At 53.7% G+C, this 22,414-nt stretch carries 22 protein-coding genes and 1 riboswitch; of the genes, 17 read left to right on the top strand and 5 right to left on the bottom strand.

Annotated elements, in window-relative coordinates; translation table 11 throughout:
- Positions 1-19 precede the first annotated feature (19 nt).
- Complete coding sequence (gene bioD, locus GE278_14455; GenBank protein QLK61904.1) at positions 20-697, top strand: ATP-dependent dethiobiotin synthetase BioD; 678 nt, start codon at positions 20-22, stop codon at positions 695-697.
- A gap of 18 nt (positions 698-715) precedes the next feature.
- On the opposite strand, the gene GE278_14450 is transcribed toward bioD, so the two are convergent.
- Complete coding sequence (locus GE278_14450) at positions 716-1,426, bottom strand: ATP-binding cassette domain-containing protein (GenBank protein QLK61903.1); 711 nt, start codon at positions 1,424-1,426, stop codon at positions 716-718.
- 990 nt (positions 1,427-2,416) lie between these two features.
- Here GE278_14450 and uvrB point away from each other — a divergent pair.
- From uvrB to GE278_14435, 3 genes are all read left to right on the top strand, one after another.
- Positions 2,417-4,423, top strand: a complete 2,007-nt coding sequence (gene uvrB / locus GE278_14445; protein ID QLK61902.1) for an excinuclease ABC subunit B — start codon at positions 2,417-2,419, stop codon at positions 4,421-4,423.
- A 77-nt stretch (positions 4,424-4,500) separates the two neighbouring features.
- Complete coding sequence (locus GE278_14440; protein QLK61901.1) at positions 4,501-4,884, top strand: DNA-binding protein VF530; 384 nt, start codon at positions 4,501-4,503, stop codon at positions 4,882-4,884.
- Positions 4,885-4,980: 96 nt separating this feature from the next.
- The gene (locus GE278_14435) at positions 4,981-5,505 is read left to right on the top strand and encodes an isochorismatase family protein (GenBank protein ID QLK61900.1); all 525 of its coding nucleotides are present in this window, start codon (positions 4,981-4,983) and stop codon (positions 5,503-5,505) included.
- A gap of 62 nt (positions 5,506-5,567) precedes the next feature.
- Here GE278_14435 and yvcK read toward each other — a convergent pair whose 3' ends face one another.
- Positions 5,568-6,476 carry a uridine diphosphate-N-acetylglucosamine-binding protein YvcK gene (yvcK, locus tag GE278_14430; protein ID QLK61899.1) on the bottom strand — a complete coding sequence of 303 codons (909 nt, stop codon included), beginning with the start codon at positions 6,474-6,476 and terminating at the stop codon, positions 5,568-5,570.
- Positions 6,477-6,733: 257 nt separating this feature from the next.
- Positions 6,734-6,889: riboswitch (molybdenum cofactor riboswitch) on the top strand.
- On the opposite strand from yvcK, the gene moaA reads away from it, so the two are divergent.
- The 6 genes from moaA to GE278_14400 all read left to right on the top strand — a co-directional run bounded on the left by moaA (position 6,879) and on the right by GE278_14400 (position 10,413).
- Positions 6,879-7,865 carry a GTP 3',8-cyclase MoaA gene (moaA, locus tag GE278_14425; GenBank protein ID QLK61898.1) on the top strand — a complete coding sequence of 329 codons (987 nt, stop codon included), beginning with the start codon at positions 6,879-6,881 and terminating at the stop codon, positions 7,863-7,865. Its footprint overlaps the riboswitch before it by 11 nt.
- Positions 7,866-7,897: 32 nt before the next feature.
- Positions 7,898-8,410, top strand: a complete 513-nt coding sequence (gene moaB / locus GE278_14420; GenBank protein ID QLK61897.1) for a molybdenum cofactor biosynthesis protein B — start codon at positions 7,898-7,900, stop codon at positions 8,408-8,410.
- A gap of 2 nt (positions 8,411-8,412) precedes the next feature.
- Positions 8,413-8,892 carry a cyclic pyranopterin monophosphate synthase MoaC gene (moaC, locus tag GE278_14415; protein QLK61896.1) on the top strand — a complete coding sequence of 160 codons (480 nt, stop codon included), beginning with the start codon at positions 8,413-8,415 and terminating at the stop codon, positions 8,890-8,892.
- Positions 8,889-9,134 carry a molybdopterin synthase sulfur carrier subunit gene (gene moaD, locus GE278_14410; GenBank protein ID QLK61895.1) on the top strand — a complete coding sequence of 82 codons (246 nt, stop codon included), beginning with the start codon at positions 8,889-8,891 and terminating at the stop codon, positions 9,132-9,134. The genes moaC and moaD overlap by 4 nt, the downstream gene beginning before the upstream one ends.
- A 1-nt stretch (position 9,135) precedes the next feature.
- Positions 9,136-9,588, top strand: a complete 453-nt coding sequence (moaE, locus tag GE278_14405; GenBank protein QLK61894.1) for a molybdopterin synthase catalytic subunit MoaE — start codon at positions 9,136-9,138, stop codon at positions 9,586-9,588.
- Between the two features lie 114 nt (positions 9,589-9,702).
- Complete coding sequence (locus GE278_14400) at positions 9,703-10,413, top strand: BAX inhibitor (BI)-1/YccA family protein (GenBank protein ID QLK61893.1); 711 nt, start codon at positions 9,703-9,705, stop codon at positions 10,411-10,413.
- 159 nt (positions 10,414-10,572) lie between these two features.
- Here GE278_14400 and GE278_14395 read toward each other — a convergent pair whose 3' ends face one another.
- A complete protein-coding gene (locus GE278_14395) occupies positions 10,573-11,778 on the bottom strand; it encodes an MFS transporter (protein QLK61892.1) in 1,206 nt (401 codons plus the stop codon).
- Between the two features lie 378 nt (positions 11,779-12,156).
- Here GE278_14395 and rhlE point away from each other — a divergent pair, with 378 nt between their 5' ends.
- Complete coding sequence (gene rhlE / locus GE278_14390) at positions 12,157-13,554, top strand: ATP-dependent RNA helicase RhlE (protein QLK61891.1); 1,398 nt, start codon at positions 12,157-12,159, stop codon at positions 13,552-13,554.
- 56 nt (positions 13,555-13,610) lie between these two features.
- On the opposite strand, the gene GE278_14385 is transcribed toward rhlE, so the two are convergent.
- Positions 13,611-14,267, bottom strand: coding sequence for a MarR family transcriptional regulator (locus tag GE278_14385; GenBank protein ID QLK61890.1), 657 nt, complete (start codon positions 14,265-14,267; stop codon positions 13,611-13,613).
- Positions 14,268-14,387: 120 nt separating this feature from the next.
- On the opposite strand from GE278_14385, the gene GE278_14380 reads away from it, so the two are divergent.
- The 6 genes from GE278_14380 (at position 14,388) to GE278_14355 (ending at position 20,465) form a co-directional block, all read left to right on the top strand.
- Positions 14,388-15,833, top strand: coding sequence for an MFS transporter (locus tag GE278_14380; GenBank protein QLK61889.1), 1,446 nt, complete (start codon positions 14,388-14,390; stop codon positions 15,831-15,833).
- 58 nt (positions 15,834-15,891) lie between these two features.
- Positions 15,892-16,821, top strand: coding sequence for a tRNA dihydrouridine(16) synthase DusC (gene dusC / locus GE278_14375; GenBank protein QLK61888.1), 930 nt, complete (start codon positions 15,892-15,894; stop codon positions 16,819-16,821).
- A gap of 51 nt (positions 16,822-16,872) precedes the next feature.
- Positions 16,873-17,298, top strand: a complete 426-nt coding sequence (locus tag GE278_14370) for a VOC family protein (protein QLK61887.1) — start codon at positions 16,873-16,875, stop codon at positions 17,296-17,298.
- Between the two features lie 306 nt (positions 17,299-17,604).
- Positions 17,605-18,537, top strand: coding sequence for a D-alanyl-D-alanine endopeptidase (locus GE278_14365; protein ID QLK61886.1), 933 nt, complete (start codon positions 17,605-17,607; stop codon positions 18,535-18,537).
- 617 nt (positions 18,538-19,154) lie between these two features.
- Positions 19,155-19,679 (top strand): hypothetical protein, encoded by a 525-nt coding sequence (locus GE278_14360; protein ID QLK63302.1) that lies wholly within the window; start codon positions 19,155-19,157, stop codon positions 19,677-19,679.
- Between the two features lie 195 nt (positions 19,680-19,874).
- The gene (locus GE278_14355) at positions 19,875-20,465 is read left to right on the top strand and encodes a DUF1282 domain-containing protein (GenBank protein QLK61885.1); all 591 of its coding nucleotides are present in this window, start codon (positions 19,875-19,877) and stop codon (positions 20,463-20,465) included.
- Between the two features lie 102 nt (positions 20,466-20,567).
- Here GE278_14355 and GE278_14350 read toward each other — a convergent pair whose 3' ends face one another.
- Positions 20,568-22,259 carry a D-lactate dehydrogenase gene (locus tag GE278_14350; protein ID QLK61884.1) on the bottom strand — a complete coding sequence of 564 codons (1,692 nt, stop codon included), beginning with the start codon at positions 22,257-22,259 and terminating at the stop codon, positions 20,568-20,570.
- Positions 22,260-22,414: the final 155 nt, after the last annotated feature.

The raw sequence follows: 22,414 nt of genomic DNA, 5'->3' as shown, positions 1-22,414 counted from the left end.
GCACTTAATTACTATAAAAATGAAAAAATACTTTATTACCGGCACCGACACCGAAGTCGGTAAAACCGTCGCGACCACTGCATTTTTACAGGCCGCTGCGCGCGCCGGGCATACCACCGCCGGATACAAACCGGTGGCATCCGGCAGTGAAATGACCGCCGAAGGGCCGCGCAACAGCGATGCGCTGGCGTTGCAGGCGTTCAGTACTGTCGGGTTGCGCTATGACGAAGTGAATCCGTGTACGTTTATCGAACCCACCTCGCCGCACATCGTCAGTGAGCTGGAAAAGCGCCCGATCGATCCGGCGGTATTATCGGCAGGGCTGCGACATCTCGAACCGCTGGCGGACTGGGTGGTGGTAGAAGGCGCGGGCGGCTGGTATACGCCCCTTACCGCAGATTACACCTTTGCTGACTGGGTGATGGCCGAACAGTTGCCGGTTGTGCTGGTGGTGGGGATGCGTCTTGGCTGCATCAATCACGCTGTGCTGACCGCACAGGCTATCGCGCAGAGTGGTTTACAGCTTGCGGGATGGATTGCCAACGACGTTCAGGAGACGGGGAAGCATCATCAGGCCTACATGGCTACGCTCACGCGTATGTTGCCTGCGCCACTGCTGGGCGAGATCCCGTACCTGAGTGTCGGTTTGGATGTCAATCTGGGACAATATCTCGATCTCGGACGCCTGAGTCACTGAAACGGTTAAAAACAGATATCAGAACGTCAGGTAATTTTTAATCAACGTATCGTCAAGCTGCGCCAGTGTGCCCTGCGCGACATTACGCCCGCCGTCCACCAGACAGAACCGGTCTGCGACGCTGCGGATAAACGGCAGTTTATGGCCGACCAGCAGCAGCGTCAGGCCGAGATCGCGATTCAGACGGTGAATAATGTTCCCCATATTCGCCGCCATCGCCGGGCTGGTGTGCTCTGTCGGCTCGTCGAGAATCAGCAGTTCTGGCTGCTGAACCAGCGCCCGGCTGATCGCCAGCTGCTGTTGCTGGCTCTCATCGAGCTCACCCGCTTTGCGTGAACCCATCTCCTTAAGTACCGGAAAAAGGTCGTACACCTGCTCAGGTACACGACGTGTCCTATTCCGGCTGGACATCATGGCGATTTGCAGATTTTCATCGACACTCATTTGCGAAAATATTTGTCGTCCTTGCGGCACGTAGCCAATCCCCATCTGCGCCCGGCTTTCTACCGGCAAATTGAGCAAACTTTGCGGTTCTTCATTGGCGGACTGCCAGAAAATCGCGCCGCTTTTGACCGGAAGATGCCCCATGATGCAGTTAATGAGCGTCGTTTTACCGACGCCGTTTCGCCCGATCAAACCGGTGCATTGCCCGCGGTAAAGTTCGAGACTGATATCCCACAGAATGTGTTTTTGACCGTAATACTGATTAACCGATTTTACACTTAACATCAGACCTCCCTCGCTCACGGAGCGTTCCGCTGAACATAATTTTGACGGCCACTGTCATTTTTCTGACATTTTTATTCCACTGTTCGCGCTTTATGCAGGGGAATGCTTCATAAAATCTCTTACAGCATGGAATTTGCAACTCTCAGGCCAAGTTTTATAAAGTGCGATAAAAAGAGAAGTTACCAGGCTGTTAACGGTATGGCGGGGAGGGATTTAGGATTATTCATAAGCATTGCTCAGGTTTTGACGTCGTTCACAGTGCATATGGAGAATAGTGCTGCACTTTGCCAGTGCCGGTCTCACTGATTTTGGTGCAGAGGATCCGACACGGGAATGTTCAGAGATCCTTTAGATCGACACTTTTGATTTTTGCAAGGAACATCCACCCTGAAATCTAGGCAAAATAGGCATAAATAAGGAGATAAAAAAGATAAAAAATAACTAAAAAAAACCACTCAGGCGTTCCAAAAGCCCGAATGATGTTTTTTACTAACTCCCGCTGTATGCGGCGTGCTGTGAGTTATCCACTATTCCTGTGGATAACCTTGTGCATGAGAGTGAGAAAAGATGCTACAGACGAGACGGGACGCGGGTTGCGCTCGGTTTGCCCGAATTCGCGGCTTTTTAACGATATCCTTTTTAATCAATTGGTTAGTTAAAAGCAATATGGCCGCAATTCGTTCGCAAAGACAGTGTCAATTTTCGTCAACCTGTGGTCAGTAAGTTAACGGAGGATAAATTTTGGGGATAAATGTCACCTGATGGTGAAAAATGCGTTTTGCCGATAACCTAAAAAAGTGCAGGTATGGCAAAAGGTTAAGCACTGAGTAATGAATAGTCATTGGAGGCTGGTTTTATATACAGTAATATAGTGGCGGTAAAAATCAGCAGTGGCAAAAAACGCGGAGTCTTCCATACTGATCCTCCGCCCCAGGTCCTGTTTTTTGCCAATGGTCTTTTGCGTTTTTTTCTTCAGTCAGGTAGCCCGTCATGAGTAAAGTGTTCAAACTGCATTCCGAATTTAAACCGTCAGGCGATCAGCCTGAGGCGATCCGTCGTCTGGAAGAAGGGCTGGAGAACGGTCTGGCACATCAGACATTGCTCGGGGTGACCGGCTCTGGCAAAACCTTTACTGTGGCCAACGTCATTGCTGACCTCAACCGTCCGACGATGGTGCTGGCGCCCAACAAAACGCTGGCGGCGCAGTTGTACGGCGAAATGAAAGAGTTCTTCCCGGAAAACGCCGTTGAATACTTTGTTTCTTACTACGATTACTACCAGCCTGAGGCGTATGTCCCAAGCTCGGACACTTTTATCGAAAAAGATGCCTCGGTGAACGAACACATCGAGCAGATGCGTCTTTCTGCCACGAAAGCCCTGCTGGAACGCCGCGATGTGATCGTGGTGGCCTCGGTATCGGCGATTTACGGTCTGGGCGATCCGGATCTGTATCTCAAAATGATGTTGCACCTGACCAAGGGCATGATCATCGATCAGCGTTCGATCCTGCGCCGTCTGGCCGAACTGCAATACGCCCGCAACGATCAGGCCTTCCAGCGCAGTACGTTCCGTGTGCGCGGCGAAGTGATTGACGTCTTCCCGGCGGAATCTGACGATCTGGCGGTACGCATTGAGCTGTTTGACCAGGAAGTCGAGCGGCTGTCGCTGTTCGATCCACTGACCGGCCAGGTTCAACATGAAGTGCCACGTTTCACCATCTACCCGAAAACGCACTACGTCACTCCACGTGAACGTATCGTGCAGGCGATGGAAGACATCAAGGTGGAACTTGCCGACCGGCGTAAAGTGCTGCTGGACAATAACAAACTGCTGGAAGAGCAACGCATCAGCCAGCGCACGCAGTTTGATCTCGAAATGATGAACGAGCTGGGCTATTGCTCCGGCATCGAAAACTATTCACGCTACCTGTCAGGACGCGGTCCGGGCCAGCCGCCGCCAACGCTGTTTGACTATCTGCCTGCCGACGGACTGCTGATTGTCGATGAATCCCACGTCACTATTCCGCAAATCGGCGGGATGTACAAAGGTGACCGCTCGCGTAAAGAAACGCTGGTGGAATACGGCTTCCGTTTGCCCTCTGCGCTTGATAACCGTCCGATGCGCTTTGAGGAATTCGAAGCCGCCGCGCCGCAAAGTATTTACGTATCTGCTACGCCGGGCACCTATGAGATGGAAAAATCCGGTGGCGATGTGGTGGAGCAGGTTGTGCGTCCTACAGGTCTGCTCGATCCACTGATCGAAGTGCGTCCGGTGACCACGCAGGTTGATGATTTGTTGTCAGAGATCCGCAAACGCGTTGCTATCAACGAGCGTGTACTGGTCACCACGCTGACCAAACGTATGGCTGAGGATTTGACCGAGTATCTGGAAGAACACGGCGAGAAGGTGCGTTACCTTCACTCTGACATCGATACCGTGGAGCGCGTAGAGATCATCCGTGATTTACGTCTCGGCGAATTCGACGTGCTGGTCGGCATCAACTTGCTGAGGGAAGGACTGGATATGCCGGAAGTGTCGCTGGTGGCAATTCTGGATGCTGACAAAGAAGGCTTCCTGCGTTCTGAACGCTCGCTTATTCAGACCATTGGCCGTGCAGCTCGTAACCTCAACGGCAAAGCAATTTTGTACGGTGACCGGATAACCAAATCCATGGCGAAAGCTATCGAGGAAACCGAGCGCCGCCGGGCTAAACAGGAACAGTACAACCTCGATAACGGCATCACGCCGATGGGGCTGAACAAAAAGATTTCCGATATTCTGCAACTCGGTCAGCCGAAGACCAAAAAGAACAAAGACAAGCGAGATGCCGAAGCGGCGCAGACCTTCAAATCGCTTACGCCAAAAGCCCTGGAGCAGCGAATCAAGGAGCTGGAAAGCAAGATGTATGCGCATGCGCAGAATCTGGAGTTCGAAGAGGCAGCCAATACGCGCGACGAACTGCACGCCCTGCGCGAACAGTTTATCGCAGTGTCGTAATCCCGCAGGCGTGCGGTGTCAGTAGCGAACAAAAGTGCTAGACTGCGCGCCCTGAATTTTGTTGAGTGAGCTTGCTGATGACTGATACACCACAAAACCCTGGCGCGGCGAAAGATCCGCTGCACGGCGTCACGCTGGAAAAACTGCTGACAACGCTGGTGGACAACTTCGGCTGGCCGGCACTGACTTCACAGGTGAACATCAACTGTTTCAAAAGCGATCCGAGCGTAAAATCCAGCCTGAAATTCCTGCGCCGCACGCCCTGGGCGCGCAAGGAAGTCGAAACGTTGTATCTGGATTTCATTGAAGGCCATCTTCGCCCGGACATGAGCCGCAGCAAACGCCGCACGCCGCTGTCTGAAGTCAAAGCGCAAAAGCCAAAAGTGAGTACGGCCAAACCGACGGCCGACAGCCCGTGGAACAATCATCCGTTGACCAAAAAACAGGACAATCACTCCTGATAAATTCATTGTTATCAGGAGTGAAAAAGCCCCGCATTGTGTAAAGTTATGCGAGGCTTTTTTCATTCTCGGTTTTGATTATTGAGGGAAAGGATCGTGGCAGAGCAAAACGTACTGATTGTTGTAGATATGCAAAATGGCGTGTTTGAATCCGAACGGTTTGATCGTGCCGGACGGGCCAGCCTTATCAATCAACTGATCGACCGGGCAGGGCGCGTCATCTTCATTCAGCATGCCGAAGGGGAGATGACCGAAGGCAGCGCGCTGTGGGATATTTTGCCGGAGCTGCATCGCCCGCCGGATGCGATCTCAGTGACCAAAATTGCCTGTGACTCTTTTTATCGCACCGGACTGGAAGATGTGCTGAAAGAACTGAACGCCACACGCTTCACAATTTGCGGCTGCGCTACCGATTACTGCGTCGACACCACCCTTAAAGTCGCGGCCAGCAAAGGCTACGCGGTAACCGTGGCGTCGGATGCCCATACTACCGGCAACCGCACACACGTAACTGCGCAGCAGCTTATTGCCCATCACAACGAAGTCTGGGAAGGACTGTCAGTGCCGGGCAATCCTGTGACGGTGAAAACCACGGCGCAGATTTTGGCCTACTGGCAGTAAATAACGCCACACAAATATGACAAAGGCCGCATAGTGCGGCCTTTGTCATGTGAAGCAGAACGTTACTTCATCTTTTGCAGCGCTTCTTCCAGCGCCATGCGCAACATTTCGCGGTCATGACGGTACGGAATATCTCTGGCTTCCAGCGGGCCCTGAATAATCAGATGTTCATTGGCACAGTTACCCACCAGCACTTTCGGGCCTACGATGGCAGCATCGGCGCGGCGGCCAATGCGTTTCTCGATCATGTCCAGCTTGTTATCCAGCGTCAGCGAGGCGGCGGCGACGCTCAGTTCCTTCCCCAGATTGCCAATGTAGACAATGTGCGCGCGACTGCGGCGCAGGGCAGTGGTGAGATCATTCATCAGCAACAGCGGCATCAGGCTGGTGTAGAAACTGCCAGGGCCTATGAGGATCAGATTGGCTTCGGCAATCGCCTGAATCGCTTCGCGGGTGGCAGGCACCTGCGGCTCCAGCAGCAGTTCACGCGGGATTTTTTGCAGCTTATCGACGTTCACCTCGCCATGAACGCGTACCCCGTCCGCATCAATCGCGGTGAGATCCACCGGATCTTCGGACATCGGGATCAGCTCAGCGTCCACTTTCAGCAGGCTGCGCACCAGATTAATGGCTTCCAGCGGCCGCACGGTCAGGTGATCCAGAGCTCGCAACATCAGGTTGCCGAGGTTGTGTCCGTCAAGTTCCCCCTGACCGGTGAAGCGATACTCAAACATCGCCGAGGCCAGACTGGGTTCGGTGATCAGCTGGTTCAGGCAGTTGCGCATATCACCCCACGCGATGCCGCCCACCGAACGGCGGATGCGTCCGGTCGAACCGCCGTTATCTGTCGTTGTCACGATGCCGGTCAGACGCGGCCCCAACGAAGAGAGCGAAGACATCACGCGGCCAAGCCCGTGGCCTCCGCCGAGTGCCACCACCCGATCGAGGTCAGCGAGAGTACGATTGCGCATAAGTTTCCTTGTAAGACGGGGGGCACGGGAGGCTTAAGTTTATTCGGGGATTTTACCTAATTTTGCAACAGGATGTTATCAATTAGCCGTTCTGAAACCGTTTTTCTACATCGCCGCTTTTATCGTTGAAAATGCAGCATTTTGCATCGAAAAATCGTTATATATCAAAATGCATAACGAAAAACCACCTTGGCGATCCGGACTTTGCGGCGTTAGAATATACGTCGTTACCCGAATTCATGGTTTCTGCAAAGAAAGAAATGAATCAACTCCTAGCCTTTGCCCCTAAGTTGCTTTCTGACGATAGTCCCACAGAAACAATATGGTGCTCTGGCCGTGACGAACGTCACCAGGGTGCATGGCAGAAATGCCCGCATCTCCCGTATTTGGAAAGGTGTAAAGGTGCTTCAACTTACTGATGCTTTTGCCCGCAAGTTTTATTACTTGCGGCTGTCGATCACCGACGTGTGCAATTTTCGTTGCACCTATTGTCTGCCGGATGGCTACAAGCCGCACGGACACAGCAATAAAAGCTTTCTCTCGCTCGATGAAATCCGTCGGGTCAGCCGCGCGTTCGCTCAGTTAGGAACGGAAAAAGTGCGCCTGACCGGTGGCGAACCGTCGCTGCGACGCGACTTCTGCGAGATCATCGCCGCCGTGCGCGAAAATCCCTCCATTAACACGCTGGCGGTGACCACCAATGGTTATCGCATGGCGCGTGATATCAGCAAATGGCGCGATGCCGGGCTGACCAATATCAACGTCAGTGTCGACAGCCTCGATGCCCGCCAGTTTCATGCCATCACCGGGCAGGACAAATTCCGTGAAGTCATGGACGGCATTGATGCGGCCTTTGACGCCGGTTTCAGCAAAGTGAAAGTCAATACCGTGCTGATGCGCGACGTGAATCACGCCAGCCTCGGCACGTTCCTCGACTGGATCAAAACTCGTCCGATTCAGCTGCGTTTCATCGAACTGATGGAAACCGGCGACGGCGGCGATCTGTTCCGCAAACATCACGTCTCTGGCGACGTGTTGCGCGAGCAGCTGGTGCGTCAGGGCTGGCAGTTGCAGACTCGTTCGCGCAGCGACGGTCCCGCACAGGTGTTCAGTCATCCGGATTATCTCGGAGAAATCGGCCTGATCATGCCTTATGAAAAAGACTTCTGCGCCAGTTGTAACCGCCTGCGCGTCTCTGCTACCGGCAATCTGCATTTGTGTCTGTTCGGTGAGCAGGGGATCCCTTTGCGCGATTTACTGGCTGACGATATGCAGCAGGAAGACCTGATGGAGCGCATACAGGGCGGCCTCAGCCGTAAAAAACAGACTCACTTCCTGCATGAAGGCAATACCGGTATTACTCAGAACCTGTCGTTTATCGGCGGCTGAATCCGGCACCAAATCGTTTAAGGAGCAAACTGATGAGCAAAGCCAGCAAAGAATTTTTGCCGTTATCCGTGGCTGTTATGACGGTGTCCGAGCGCCGTAACGACGCAGATGACACCTCCGGGCATTACCTGAAAGAAGCGGCGACCGAAGCAGGGCACCACGTTGTCGCGCAGCAAATCGTGAAAGAGAACATCTACAGTATCCGTGCCGTGGTGTCTGCGTGGATTGCTGATGAAAAAATTCAGGCGATTTTGATTAATGGCGGTACCGGTTTTAACGCCGGTAATAACACGCCGGAAGCCCTCAAACCGTTGTTTGACCGTGAAATCGAAGGCTTCGGTGAACTGTTTCGCATGGTGTCGTTTGAAGATATCGGTACCTCGACCATTCAGTCTCGTGCCATTGCAGGCATCGCCAATCAGACCGTGATTTTTGCCATGCCAGGTTCAACCCGCGCCTGTCAGACGGCCTGGGATAACATCATTGAAGCCCAGCTCGACGCCCGTCAGGGGCCGTGCAATTTCACTCCACATTTGAAGAAATAAGAATGTCACAACTCACTCATATCAATGCTTCCGGCGATGCCCACATGGTGGACGTCTCTGGCAAAGCTGAAACCGTTCGTGAAGCCCGCGCCGAAGCCTTTGTCGAAATGGCTGAAAGTACGCTGGCGATGATCATCGGCGGTAATCATCATAAAGGTGACGTGTTTGCCACTGCGCGCATTGCTGGTATTCAGGCTGCGAAGAAAACCTGGGATCTGATCCCACTGTGCCATCCGCTGCTGCTGACCAAAGTAGAAGTGAATCTGGAAGCGCAGCCTGAGCATAACCGCGTGCGCATCGAATCCCGCTGTCGTCTGAGCGGTAAAACCGGCGTCGAAATGGAAGCGCTGACGGCTGCATCCGTCGCCGCGCTGACGATTTACGATATGTGCAAAGCGGTGCAGAAAGACATGGTGATCGGCCCGATCCGCCTGCTGGAAAAAAGTGGCGGGAAATCCGGTGATTTTAAGGTGGAAGCATGATCGAGATTTTGTTCTTCGCGCAGGTGCGTGAAATTATTGGCACCTCAGCACTGCAACTGCAGGCAGAATTCCCAACCGTTGATTGTCTGCGCAACGCATTGATGGCGCGCGGTGACCGCTGGGCGCTGGCGCTGGAATCCGGCAAATTGCTGGTGGCAGTGAACCAAACGCTGACCAATATGGCGCATCCGCTGAAAGCGGGTGATGAAGTGGCGTTCTTCCCGCCGGTCACCGGAGGCTGAGATGGATCAGACCAAAATTATTGTCGATGCTGCGCCGTTTCGCGTTGGCGATGAATACCACTGGCTGGCGCAGTCCGATGCGGACGGCGCTGTGGTGACCTTTACAGGCAAAGTGCGCAATCACAATCTGGGTAATCACGTCAGCGCGTTAACGCTGGAGCATTATCCGGGGATGACCGAGAAAGCGCTGGCGGAAATTGTCGCTGACGCCCGTACCCGCTGGCCGCTGCAACGAGTTTCGGTTTATCACCGCGTCGGACCGATGTATCCGGGCGATGAAATTGTGTTTGTAGGCGTCACCAGCGCGCATCGCGGAATGGCATTTGAAGCGACTGAATTCATTATGGATCACCTGAAAACCCGTGCGCCTTTCTGGAAGCGTGAAGCGACGGAAGAGGGCGACCGCTGGGTTGACGCCCGTGACAGCGATAAAGACGCGGCGGCGCGCTGGTAAATCGCAGTTCAACCACACGCAAGCCCCCATGCTTTTCGCATTATCTGTGATACGCTTAGAATATCGGGAGGCTGTTTTGGCCTCATTTTTCCTCCATGCAAAAGGGTAATCATCATGGATCGATATCCACGTAGTAACGGTTCAATTGTTGAACGCGCGAATACCGGCATTCAGGCCTACATGGCGCAAGTCTATGGCTGGATGTTCTGTGGTTTGCTGCTGACCGCATTTGTGGCCTGGTATGCATCCGGTTCTGAGAAAATCATGAGTTTTGTTTTCTCAAGCCAGATTACGTTCTTCGGTTTGATCATCGCGCAGCTGGCCCTGGTCTTCGTGATTTCCGGCATGGTGAATCGCCTGAGCGGCACGGTGGCAACCGGTCTGTTCATGCTCTATTCGGCGCTGACCGGTCTGACGCTTTCCAGCATTTTCCTCGTTTACACCGGCGACTCTATTTTCGGGACGTTCATCGTAGCAGCCGGTATGTTCGGTGCGATGAGTGTTTACGGTTACGTGACCAAGCGTGATTTAACCGGCATCGGCAGCATGTTGTTCATGGCGTTGATCGGTCTGGTGTTGGCCTCACTGGTGAACATGTGGCTGAAAAGCTCCGGCCTGGCGAACATCATTTCTTACGCAGGCGTGTTGATCTTCGTTGGTCTGACCGCGTATGACACTCAGAAGCTGAAAAACATGGGTGCGCAGCTGTCAGCGGATGACCGCGATAACTTCCGCAAATACTCAATTGTGGGCGCACTGACGTTGTATCTGGACTTCATCAACCTGTTCCTGATGCTGTTACGCATTTTCGGTAATCGTCGTTAAGGTTTTTGATTGCACATTTAAGAGGGGCGCTGAAAAGCGCCCTTTTTTTATGCCATTGCCGGGCATAGGGCGGGTTTTAAACGCTAATTCAATGTCCAGACCTTGAATTCAGTTTGAGCTTTGAAGCCGCTATTGCAGCGGCCTGCTGCAAGCCAATCCCTACGGGATCCTGACTCTCCCCGTCGGTACCTGCCGGAAACTCCACCATACCTGTACCGTGTTAAACAACACCAGTATCGCCGTGACGATAAACACCCAGCGGAATCCCAGCACCGCAGAGGCACTTGAGCCTATCAATGGACCGATGACATTCCCCAGATACATGAATGACTGGTTATAACCGAAGATCCTGCCGGTGACCTGATCGCTGCTGTATTTCACCAGCAGCGCCTGTACGGCAGGCATCAGCGCGCCGTCTCCAAAGCCGAGCATAAACCGCAGTATGCCGAGCTGGGTCGGGGTGTTGATGAGAGCCATCAGACAGAACAGGATGAAGCAAAAGACCAGCGCGGCGATGAGGATACGGTGTGCGCCGATGCGATCGCCGAGCTTGCCCAGTTTCGGCGCAGCCATGAGGGCGGAAACGCCGGGCACGGCGGCGATAACACCGCTGATAAAGGCGATATTACTGGTGTCCGAGGAGAGTTCGCGGATAAACAACGTGAGGATCGGGCTGATGGAGCCGTTGGCGAGCTGAATCATCATGGTCGTCACGAAGAGGCTGACGATAAGCCACGGATAGGGTAGCGTGGTGAAAACGGCTTTTCCGCTGAGCCGGTTGGCTTTGGTGACCGGCACCACGCGCTCTTTAATCAGGAATAACGTAATGAGGAAGCTGATAAACAACATGCCGCTGGTGACGAAAAACACCGTGCGCAGGCCGAGGTGATCGGCCATAAAACCGCCGAGCAGCGGGCCGATAATTACGCCGGACACCTGACCGGTAGAGAGCGTACCGAGCGCCCAGCCGCTTTTATCCCGTGGTACCTGCGAAGCGACCAGCGCCATGGCGTTCGGGATATAACCGGAGGTCAGGCCCATCAGCGTACGCAGAATGAACAGCTGCCAGACGTTGGTGGCAAAGCCCTGCAACATCATGACGATCGCCATGCCCAGCGCCGCGCGCAGCAGCATCAGTTTGCGGCCTTTGCGATCCGCGAGGCTGCCCCATAATGGCGCGACGATGGCGGAAACCAGAAATGTGCCGCTGAAGACCAGACCGGACCACAAACTCAGGGATGCGTGATCGGTGACGCCCAGCTGTTCGATATAAAGAGGTAAAAAAGGCAGGATTTGACTCATCGCCATGCCGGTGAAAAAACACCCCAGCCAGACGGAGATTAAATTGATTTTCCAGGTTTCCATGTCGCTGCGGTATGGCCTTAATGGAGTGAAGGGGGAGCTGCCGCAAGCATAGCAAGCGAATCCATAGAGTGGGACGCAAAAAGTGGGAACGTATTGATCCGGTTTATAATTGATTATCCTGTATCAAGGTTTTGGACTATGACGGCAGAATATCCGGTCACAATTTTTCGCCCGCGTCTGTGATTGTCATCACTGCTTACAGAGCAACGGGAGATAATTTCACGCGTAGCGGCGTTCTGTGCTATTATGGCCCCAACTGGCGCACTGCAGTTTGTGCCGAATCCTCGTGGTAATGCCTCATTTGCCTCGTCTGATCATCCACTCTTGAAACTGCACCGAACCCCGTTCGGGTTAGAGTGGACTGGAGCTTTTCCTTATATGTCATTTGATTCCCTCGGCTTAAGTGCCGAAATTTTGCGTGCTGTTGAAGAACAGGGCTATCGCGAACCTACGCCTATCCAACGTCAGGCAATCCCTGTTGTGTTAGAAGGTCGTGACCTGATGGCGAGCGCGCAGACCGGTACCGGTAAAACCGCTGGTTTTACCCTGCCGCTGCTGAATATGCTCAGCCATACCAATGCGCAATTCAAAGGACGTCGCCCGGTTCGTGCGCTGATCCTGACCCCAACCCGTGAACTTGCGGCACAAATCGGCGAAAACGTTCAGGCGTACAGCAAGTACCTGACCTTACGTTCGATGGTGGTGTTTGGTGGTGTGAGCATCAATCCGCAGATGCTGAAACTGCGCGGTGGTGTGGATGTGCTGATCGCAACGCCTGGCCGTTTGCTGGATCTCGAACACCAGCGCGCTGTTGATTTATCGCAGGTAGAAATTTTAGTGCTTGATGAAGCCGACCGCATGCTGGACATGGGCTTCATTCACGACATCCGTCGCGTGCTGGCAAAACTGCCTGCCAAGCGTCAGAACCTGCTGTTCTCCGCGACCTTCTCTGATGAGATCAAAGGTCTGGCGAGCAAGCTGCTGACCAACCCGGCTTCAGTTGAAGTCGCGCGTCGCAACACAGCGTCCGAACAAATTGATCAGACCGTTCACTTTGTTGATAAAAAACGCAAAAGAGAACTGCTGTCTCAGATGATCGGCGAAGGCGACTGGAAGCAGGTGCTGGTGTTTACCCGAACTAAACACGGCGCGAACCATCTGGCTGAGCAGCTGAATAAAGACGGCATCACTGCCGCCGCTATTCACGGTAATAAAAGTCAGGGTGCGCGTACCCGTGCACTGGCAGATTTCAAAGATGGCGGCGTTCGCGTACTGGTTGCAACCGATATTGCCGCGCGCGGTCTGGATATCGATATGCTGCCGCACGTCGTGAACTACGAGCTTCCCAATGTACCGGAAGATTACGTTCACCGCATCGGCCGTACTGGCCGTGCAGAAGCAACCGGTGAAGCGGTTTCTCTGGTATGTGTGGATGAACACAAACTGCTGCGTGACATCGAGCGTTTGCTGAAGCGTGAAATTCCACGCGTTGCACTGCCGGGTTACGAGCCAGATCCAAGCATCAAAGCAGAGCCTATCATCAATGGTCGTCAGGGCAGCGGTGGCGGCGGTGGTCGTGGCGCTCCACGTCAGGGCCAGCGTTCGGGCGCACCGCGCTCAGGTGCTCCACGTTCAGGCGCACCGCGTCCGGGCGGCAGCAGCGCACGCAGCGGAACGTCTGAAAACCGTGGCTCCGGTGAAAACCGTCCAGCCCGCGCGCGTCCTGCCCATGCAGGCCAGCGTCGCAGCGGTCCTGCGGGCAGCGGCAACAAGTAAGCTCCCACAGTCCCAGACTTAACCGCCTTTACCGGCGGTTTTTTTTCGCCCAATTTTTACGGCCCCAGGCTGATGACATAAGCGCAGCGGCGCGCGCCTTGCAAAATGTGCTCGGTACGCTCTACGCGGGCATCCAGCACATTACTGAACACATCACGTTCCGCACGGCAGAAGCCCTGACAGGTCGCCGCCGCCGCACAAATCGGACAGTGATTTTCTACCAGCAGATAGCTGCCATCTTCCTGTACTTTCCAGTCGGCCATATAACCCTCGCGGGTGCGGATTTCCGTCAGCCGTCGCAGTCGTTCTTCCAGCGAATCCGCCCCGGCCATCGCCTGACGGTAACTTTCCAGCGTCTGGGTTTCCCGTGACATGATGAGCTGTTCCAGCGCCGAATCCCCCAAAGATGTGCGGATCAGCTGTAAGAGCTGTACAGTCAGATCGGCGTGCGCGTCGGGGAAGTGCGCGTGGCCCTGCGCGGTAAGCTGCCAGAACTGCGCCGGACGTCCGACGCCCTGCGAAACGGATTTGGCTTCCACCAGACCTTCTTTCGCCAGTTTCACAAACTGCTGACGCGCCGCCTCGCCGGTGGTGCCCAGCAGATGACCGGCGTCGCTGGCCTGCAATTCCCCGCGGGTTTTGAGCAACGTCAGAATGCGCTCAGCGACGCTTTGTCTGACGTCATGGTTATTTTCCAAGTCATTGCTTGACATATTGCCTCGCCGGGTTCTAGATTACGTAAAACATATTCCAAGTTATTTCTTGTTTTAATCATACCATAACCACAACGTGCTTCAATGTGCGAAAAGAACAAACCAAAGGGATGCAGAGAAATGTCGGAAAGTCAGAGCGGGTGGAAGGATTTATTCAGCGCGGAAAACCGGGGAAGTGCGATCACCCTGAGTGCCGGTGTCGCGCTTTATGCCACTAACAGTTACATCGTAATCACGATTTTGCCCTCCGTAGTGCAGGATATCGGCGGACTGGCGTGGTATGCCTGGAACACCACGCTGTACGTGGTGTGCTCGATTCTTGGCTCTGCGCTCTCTGCACGGCTGATGCGCAGCGCCGGACCGCGCGGCAGTTATCTCACCGCCGCAGCCATCTTTATTGCCGGTGCCGCCATTTGTACCGCCGCACCGAGTATGCCGGTGCTGCTGCTCGGGCGGGCGTTGCAGGGGCTGGGTGGCGGATTCCTGTTTGCGCTGTCCTACGCGATGATCAATCTGCTGTTTAAAGAGTCGCTCTGGCCGCGAGCGATGGCGCTGATTTCGGCGATGTGGGGCATCGCGACGCTGGTCGGTCCGGCGGTCGGCGGTGTCTTCGCGGAGCTGCACGCATGGCGCTGGGCATTCGGTTTACTTCTGCCGGTCACTGCATTCTTCTGCTTCTGGGTCTGGCGACTGCTGCCGAAATCCCAGCGTGACAAGCAGCCGGAAGAGCCGCTGCCGTTGATGCAACTGGCGCTGCTGACCGGTGCGGTGCTGGTGGTCTCGGCCGGGAGTTTGTCCACCTCTGGTCTTATCAATCTGCTCGGTTTTGTGATTGCCGTAGTGATGATGCTGATTTTACGTCATCGCGAATTTACCGCCGATGTACGCTTACTGCCGCGTAATGCGCTGCGCACTTCATCGCCGCTTTACGGTTTATATCTGGTGATGACGTTGCTAATTATCGGCCTTGGCTGTGAGCTGTTTGTTCCTTATCTGCTGCAACATTTGCACGGCCAGACGCCGCTGGCCGCGGGTTACATCACCGCCGCCGCCGCTGCGGGCTGGACGCTCAGTGAAGTTGCCAGCTCAGGCTGGACGGGCCGTCGCGCCGATAATGCCATTGTCTTCGGGCCGTTGATCCTCACCGCCGGTCTGCTGTTGCTGCTGTTTACAGTGCCGGTGGCTTTCGGGATGCCGTGGCTAAACATCAGCGGCGTAGTGGTCGGACTGACGCTGGCCGGTTTCGGTATCGGCCTTGGCTGGCCGCATCTGCTGACCCGCGTGCTGCAACAGGCACCGGAGGAAGACCGCGAAAAAGCAGGTGCATCGATAACCGTTGTCCAGTCCTTTGCCGCCGCGCTGGGTGCCGCTTTAGCGGGCACCGTGGCGAACTTTGCCGGTGTGAATCAGGGGGATGCCGGTGCATCAAGCGCCGCGTTCTGGATGTTCCTGCTGTTCGCCATCCCGGCCTTCCTGGCCATGTGGATTGCGTGGCGTTCGGTGAAAGCGCGGCAGTCGCTGCGCACCATGGAAAAACCATTAAGCCGTGATTTGTCACAGGGGTAATTGCCGGATGACGGGCCTTGCGGTACTCTTGCGCGTCATTTTTAAGGGTTGAACTGCAATGCGCGTATTACTGGCTCCGATGGAAGGTGTACTTGATCCCCTGGTTCGTGAACTTCTGACCGAAGTGAACGACTATGATTTGTGCATCACTGAGTTTGTGCGTGTGGTCGATCAACTGCTGCCCGCCAAAGTTTTCCACCGCCTGTGCCCCGAATTACATCACGACAGCCGCACGCCTTCCGGAACGCGAGTTCGCGTGCAGCTGCTCGGGCAATATCCCGAATGGCTGGCTGAGAATGCCGCCCGTGCCGTCGAACTGGGTTCTTACGGTGTCGATCTCAACTGCGGTTGTCCGTCGAAAATGGTCAACGGCAGCGGCGGTGGCGCAACGTTACTCAAAGATCCGGAGCTGATTTATCAGGGAGCCAAAGCCATGCGCGCCGCGGTGCCAGCGCATCTGCCGGTGACGGTGAAAGTCCGTCTCGGCTGGGATTCTCTCGATCGCAGTTTTGAGATTGCCGATGCGGTGCAACAGGCCGGCGCAACCGAGCTGGCCGTGCATGGCCGCACTAAAGACGACGGCTATAAAGCGGAGCGGATTAACTGGCAGGCGATTGGGGAAATTCGTCAGCGTCTGAGCATTCCGGTGATAGCCAACGGTGAAATCTGGGATTACGCCAGTGCGCAAGCCTGTATGCAAATTACCGGGTGTGACGCGGTGATGCTCGGACGCGGCGCGCTGAATATTCCCAATCTCAGCCGGATGGTGAAGTACAACGCGCCGCGAATGCCGTGGCCGGATGTGATGACCCTTTTGCAAAAATACACCCGCCTCGAAAAGCAGGGCGATACCGGTTTGTATCACGTCGCCCGCATTAAACAGTGGCTGGGCTATTTGCGTAAAGAGTACGCCGAAGCGACAGAGTTATTTACTGAAGTGCGCGTGTTGAATACGTCGAAGGACATCGCCGAACGCATCAACCGGTGATTTCCTTCCCTGACTTCTCCACGCGGCAACGCTTAAAAATGGAGAAGTATCATGGAAAACAACGATATCGGCCTGAGCCACATTGCCTTTGCTGTCAAAGACCTCGATGCCAGCATCGCGTTTTACCAGCAATTTGCCAGCATGAAAGTCATCCACCGGCGCGGAGAGCGAGGCACGAGCGCCAGACCCGTCGCATGGCTGAGTGACATGACCCGTCACTTCGCTATCGTTCTGGCGGAAGACCCTGATTCTAAAGACACCCAACTCGGCCCGTTCGGTCACCTCGGCGTGGCCTGCGCCTCGAAAGAAGCGATGGATGCCAAACTGGCCGAAGCACGCGCGGCAGGCGTTTTGCGTCAGGAACCGACGGATTCCGGCGCGCCGGTCGGCTACTGGGCTTTTCTCGATGACCCCGACGGCAATACACTTGAACTTTCGTACGGGCAGGAGATCGGTTATCTGATTGAAAATCAATAACATTAATTGGTAGATCTGCAGGGGAGCTTATTAAGCTTCCCTTTTTTTATCCTTTTGTAATGCCTTCATCTGTTCGCCCTTACAGCCGTCAGCTCAAACCGGCGCTGTAAATCTCTGAGGGGTATCTTCCATCGTCAGGCAAGTGCTCGCTTACTCGCCAAACCCGAGTCTGCGGGGCTTGCGTGACAGACTTTGTGACAAATACACATGCAAATTGCGAGTGCTAAGACTATTCACCTAACTTATAATTCGGCGGCTGTTTCGACATGAATTTATGACAACTTTCTTAAATACAGAGCAATGCATGTGAAAATTCGTCTTTTAGTTCTGAGCTTACTCGCGTTAAACACCGGCATGTTGTCTGCCCCCGCCGCCTTTGCTGCAAAGCAAGAGCAGGCTGTCGCCCCGATTGTTCAAATTGCTTCCGGCAGTGCTATGGTGGTAGATCTTAAGAGCCACGAAGTAATTTATTCCCGAAATCCCGATGAGGTGAGGCCGATTGCCTCCCTGACCAAACTGATGACCGCCATGGTAACGCTGGATGCGAAATTGCCGCTGGATGAAGTCATTAATATCGATATCAGCAATACGCCTGAAATGCGCGGTGTGTTCTCCCGTGTAAAACTCAACAGTGAAATTACCCGCCGTCAGATGATCCAGCTGGCGCTGATGTCTTCAGAAAATCGTGCGGCGGCCAGTCTGGCTGCGCATTATCCGGGCGGATATTCTGCTTTCATTAATGCTATGAATGCGAAAGCTAAATCTCTGGGGATGACGCATACCCGGTACGTCGAACCGACCGGTTTGTCGCCGCGTAACGTTTCGACGGCGCGTGACTTAACCCGTCTGCTGCTGGCCTCACAGCGTTATCCGCTGATTGGCGAACTGAGCACTACGTCGGAGAAAACCGCCGTGTTCAGCCATCCTGCTTACGCCTTGCCGTTTAGAAATACCAACCATCTGATCATGAACCCGTCGTGGAGCATTCAGTTGACCAAGACCGGCTACACTGATGACGCCGGGCACTGTCTGGCGATGCGCACCACTATCAACGGCAAACCGGTGACATTGGTTGTTATGGACGCCTTTGGGAAATTCACCGCCTTTGCGGATGCCAACCGTCTGCGCACCTGGATGGAAACTGGCAAAACCGTGCCTGTTCCGCAGATTGCGAAAAACTACCGTAAACAGAAAGATCAGCAGAAGTCGCAGCCGAGCGTAGAAGAGGCACAGGACTAGTTCGCGCTCCGATATAAAAACGAAAAAAGTCCGGCGCAGAGGCCGGACTTTTTCGTTTATGCAGGGACAGTTTTCGGACGCGACAATCAGAAAATCAGTTTAAATACCCCTGTCAGGGTTAGTAAGCCGACAATAAAGATAATGGCGATAATCCACAGAATAATTTTCATGTTTTTTCCTTAATTCACTCTTAGCCTTCACCGGCCCGCGCTGCTAAGCCAATGATATTTCACCTTGAGTATAGACACTCTTGTGATTTTCGCCTGCCGTAACCGGTCGTTACAGGGGAATGGACCTTCTTCACGCCGGATGAAGTCAACCCGATTGAAACCCTGGCCGTCCGCAGCATCACTGAATTGCTTTTACCGATAAACTGGAATCGTAACATGGCCACGTAACTGGCTATTTTATTTGATATTTATTGGTTTGGCCAATGTAAGTTTCCCAGGTATTGATACATAAACATTCGTGCTTTAAACGAGTAATAAATTGATTTGAGGTGGGTTTTTGTACAGTGCACACTGCCTGCGGAATAAGGATATCTGAACAGGAATTTACGTGAAGGATAACAAAGCATGTACCCACTCAGAACACTGGAAATCTCGTCCGTCAATCCGATGCTCCATCTGCCTGGCGTGCCAGCCTGTCCGGAAGAACCTAAGGGAAAAATGCGAAGGAGAAAGTTAATGCAAAACCAGATCAATAATATCGAAAAACAAGTGATTCAAAATAGCGAGGAAATAGCAGGTCTCAATATCAGAATGGGGAAGGTGGAGCAACAGGTGAGCAAGCTGACTGACGTCGTCACTGACACCAATCTGCGCGTGGGTAAGCTGGAACTGCAGGTATGTCATATCAAGGAGGTAGTAACGGAACTGAATGATCGTGTGGAGGCGAGTTTTGAAAAAATCGATCAGCGCTTTGATAAGATAGACCTGCGCTTTGAAAAGATAGACCAACGTTTCGTCAGAATGGATGAAAGACTCAGTGCAATTGATGTCACTCTTGCCAGGAACCACGCTATGTTTGCGGAAAACATAGCAACGCAGCATCAGAATTTTAGTCGAATAATCCAGTGGAATGTCAGTCTTATGCTCGTACTGGTGGGGGTCACCTTTACCGCCGCCCGCTTTATCCATTAATCCATCAGATACGTCCCTGATACAGTCAATCCCTTTGCGCAGGGGATTGGCTGTATCAGCAGAGTGTTCAATAACGGCTATAATATAAGCAAGTCGCCACCTTCTCTGTGCCCCTGCAAGACATGATATCCGGGCATTACCGAAGGCTTATCTTCGCACGCCGCAGGCGGCTTTCGGCGTACAAGGGGGTGTTTCATGGTTAATCATGTCTGGGGGCTGATGTCCCATCCCGGTCCCGAACTGCAACAAATCCAGCGTGAACGGGAAACCGTTTCACATGTGTATTCTCACCATGTGCTGCTGATGGCACTTATCCCGGTTGTCTGTTCCTTTATCGGTACAACTCAGCTTGGCTGGAATTTCGGTGACGGACAGAAACTGCTGGTTTCCATGTTCACCGCGTCTTATATCGCCGTTATTTTTTATGTTTTGATGTTAGGCGCTGTCGCCCTGATGGGGCGGATTATCTACTGGATGGCGCGTCGCTATGACAGCCGCCCGACACTCAACAGCTGTATCGTGTTCGCCGGCTACGTTGCCACACCGATGTTTCTCAGCGGGATTGTCGCGCTGTATCCGATGGTCTGGTTATGCCTGTTCGTCGGGATTATTGGTTTGTGCTACAGCGGCTATCTGCTGTATCTCGGCATTCCAAACTTCCTCAATATTGACCGCCGTGAAGGCTTCCTGTTTTCCAGTTCAACGCTGGCGATGGGGGTTCTGGTTCTCGAATTATTGCTCGCGCTGACGGTATTAATGTGGGGTTATGGAACGAAGTTGTTTTAATCACTGACTGATCTCAGCCCCAACTCTCTCCTGTGAAGGGGAGCGTTGGGGGTTTCAAATTACTTCTGTTTTAACCGTGTTTCCGGTCATCCAGCTTTCGAATTACTCCTGCCAATTCTTCAGTTTACTGGTTTTGCCAATCCCCGGATTGAAGCTGTTAGTCGGATCGGCCTGCCGGTAGAACTCCTTCAGATGAGGCTTCGCCAGATATAGATGCCCGACGTTGTGCTCGGCGGGATATTCCGCGCCTTTGGCATCAAGCAGTTCCAACATCCGGTGTTTCAGTGCTTTGCTGTCCGCGCCTTTTTTGACGATGTAATCCTGATGGAAAACGTGACACATGAAATGCCCGTAATAGAGTTTTGCCACCAGCTGATTGTCTATGTCCTCCGGCAAGGTTTCAAACCAGTCGCGGTCGTTGCGGCGCAGCGCGATGTCCAGCGCCAGAATATCTTCCACCTCTTTTTCATGTACAGCGTGATAACGCACGGCAGCACCGGCTGCGGCAAAGCGGTGCAGGAACGCTTTCTTGCCTTCGTCGGCGGAACAGATAAAGAAATCACCCTGACCGTCGCTGAAGAAACGGGTCAGGAAGTTGCGTGCCTCATCGATGCCCGGACCGGACATTTTCAGCAACAGATGATGTTCAAAGCGGTCGCGGTACTGCTTCATGCGCGGCGGGAGATGATTGGGGAGGGCTTTGCTCAGGCACTGCATCACGCGGTCGCTGAAGTTTTTCGGCAGGAAAGGGACTTTGCTGATGTGCGCGTCAAACTTGCCCTTGGCGGTAAACATGTCCGGCATTTTGTCGGTGCCGAGTTTGTCGATCATCATGAACGTGTCTTTGCCGTAGACCTCGGTGATATCGAAAATATCGCGATGCATATATTCACCTGCCACCGGCAGATTGGCGAAGTCACGCAGGATCTGTCGGCGCAGCTCGGTGAGGACGGCGGTGTCGTTGGTGCCGATATAAAATACCTGCTGCTGGGTTTCTGCCGGGAAGGTATCCAGACGTACCGCAAAGACCGCCAGCTTTCCGGCACAGCCTGACGCCTCAAACAACCGGCGCTCATCGGCGTTAAAGCGTGATGGCGTATCGGCATCCACTTCGCGCACGCGTTCTGCATAATCATGATCGGACGCCAGCCGCTGATCGTGCTGAATATCGGCTTCATGATAGTCGGCTCTTTCCAGGCGGTTAAGGATCTCTTCCGGCGTGTCGCCCAGATTAATGCCCAGATGATTGATCAGCTGCAGTTCGCCGTGCTCATTGATCTGTGCATAAAGCGCCATTTCGGTATACGCGGGGCCGCGCTTAACCAATGAACCCCCTGAGTTATTGCAGATCCCGCCGACGACAGAAGCACCAATGCAGGACGAGCCGATCACCGAGTGCGGTTCGCGGTTATAAGGCTTGAGCATTTTTTCCAGCTTATAGAGCGTGCTGCCGGGGAAACCCACTACCTGATGGCCGCCGTCGAGCAACTGGATTTGATCGAGCTTCAGCGTGCTGAAAATCACAATATCACGGTCGTAATCCTCGCCGCTGGGCGTTGAACCTTCGGTCAGCCCGGTATTGGCGGCCTGCATAATGACAATTTTATCGGCGGCGATGCAGGCTTTCAGGAGTTGCCACTGTTGCAGCAACGTCTGCGGGAAAACCACCGCCAGCGCTTTGCCTCCGCCGGAGCGAAAGCCTTTACGGTAGCGCTCGGTGTTGCTGTCTCCTGTGAGAACATGGCGGCTGCCGGCAATCTCTTTCAATGCGGCGATGAGTGTCTGATTATCCATTTCATCTTCCTTTTTTGACGTGATGCGCATTTGGCACCCCTCCAATCATAGACTTAATCTCGTCTTTTTTTGTCACGCGCTGTCCATTAAATCGTCATTGATGTGTCATAAAACTCGCGCTTAATGAACGCCAGATAATGAAAGCAACCGAGAGA

The sequence above is a fragment of the Enterobacteriaceae bacterium Kacie_13 genome, assembly GCA_013457415.1.
Lineage (GTDB): Bacteria > Pseudomonadota > Gammaproteobacteria > Enterobacterales > Enterobacteriaceae > Rahnella.
This window is presented reverse-complemented; position numbering and strand designations above follow the sequence as displayed.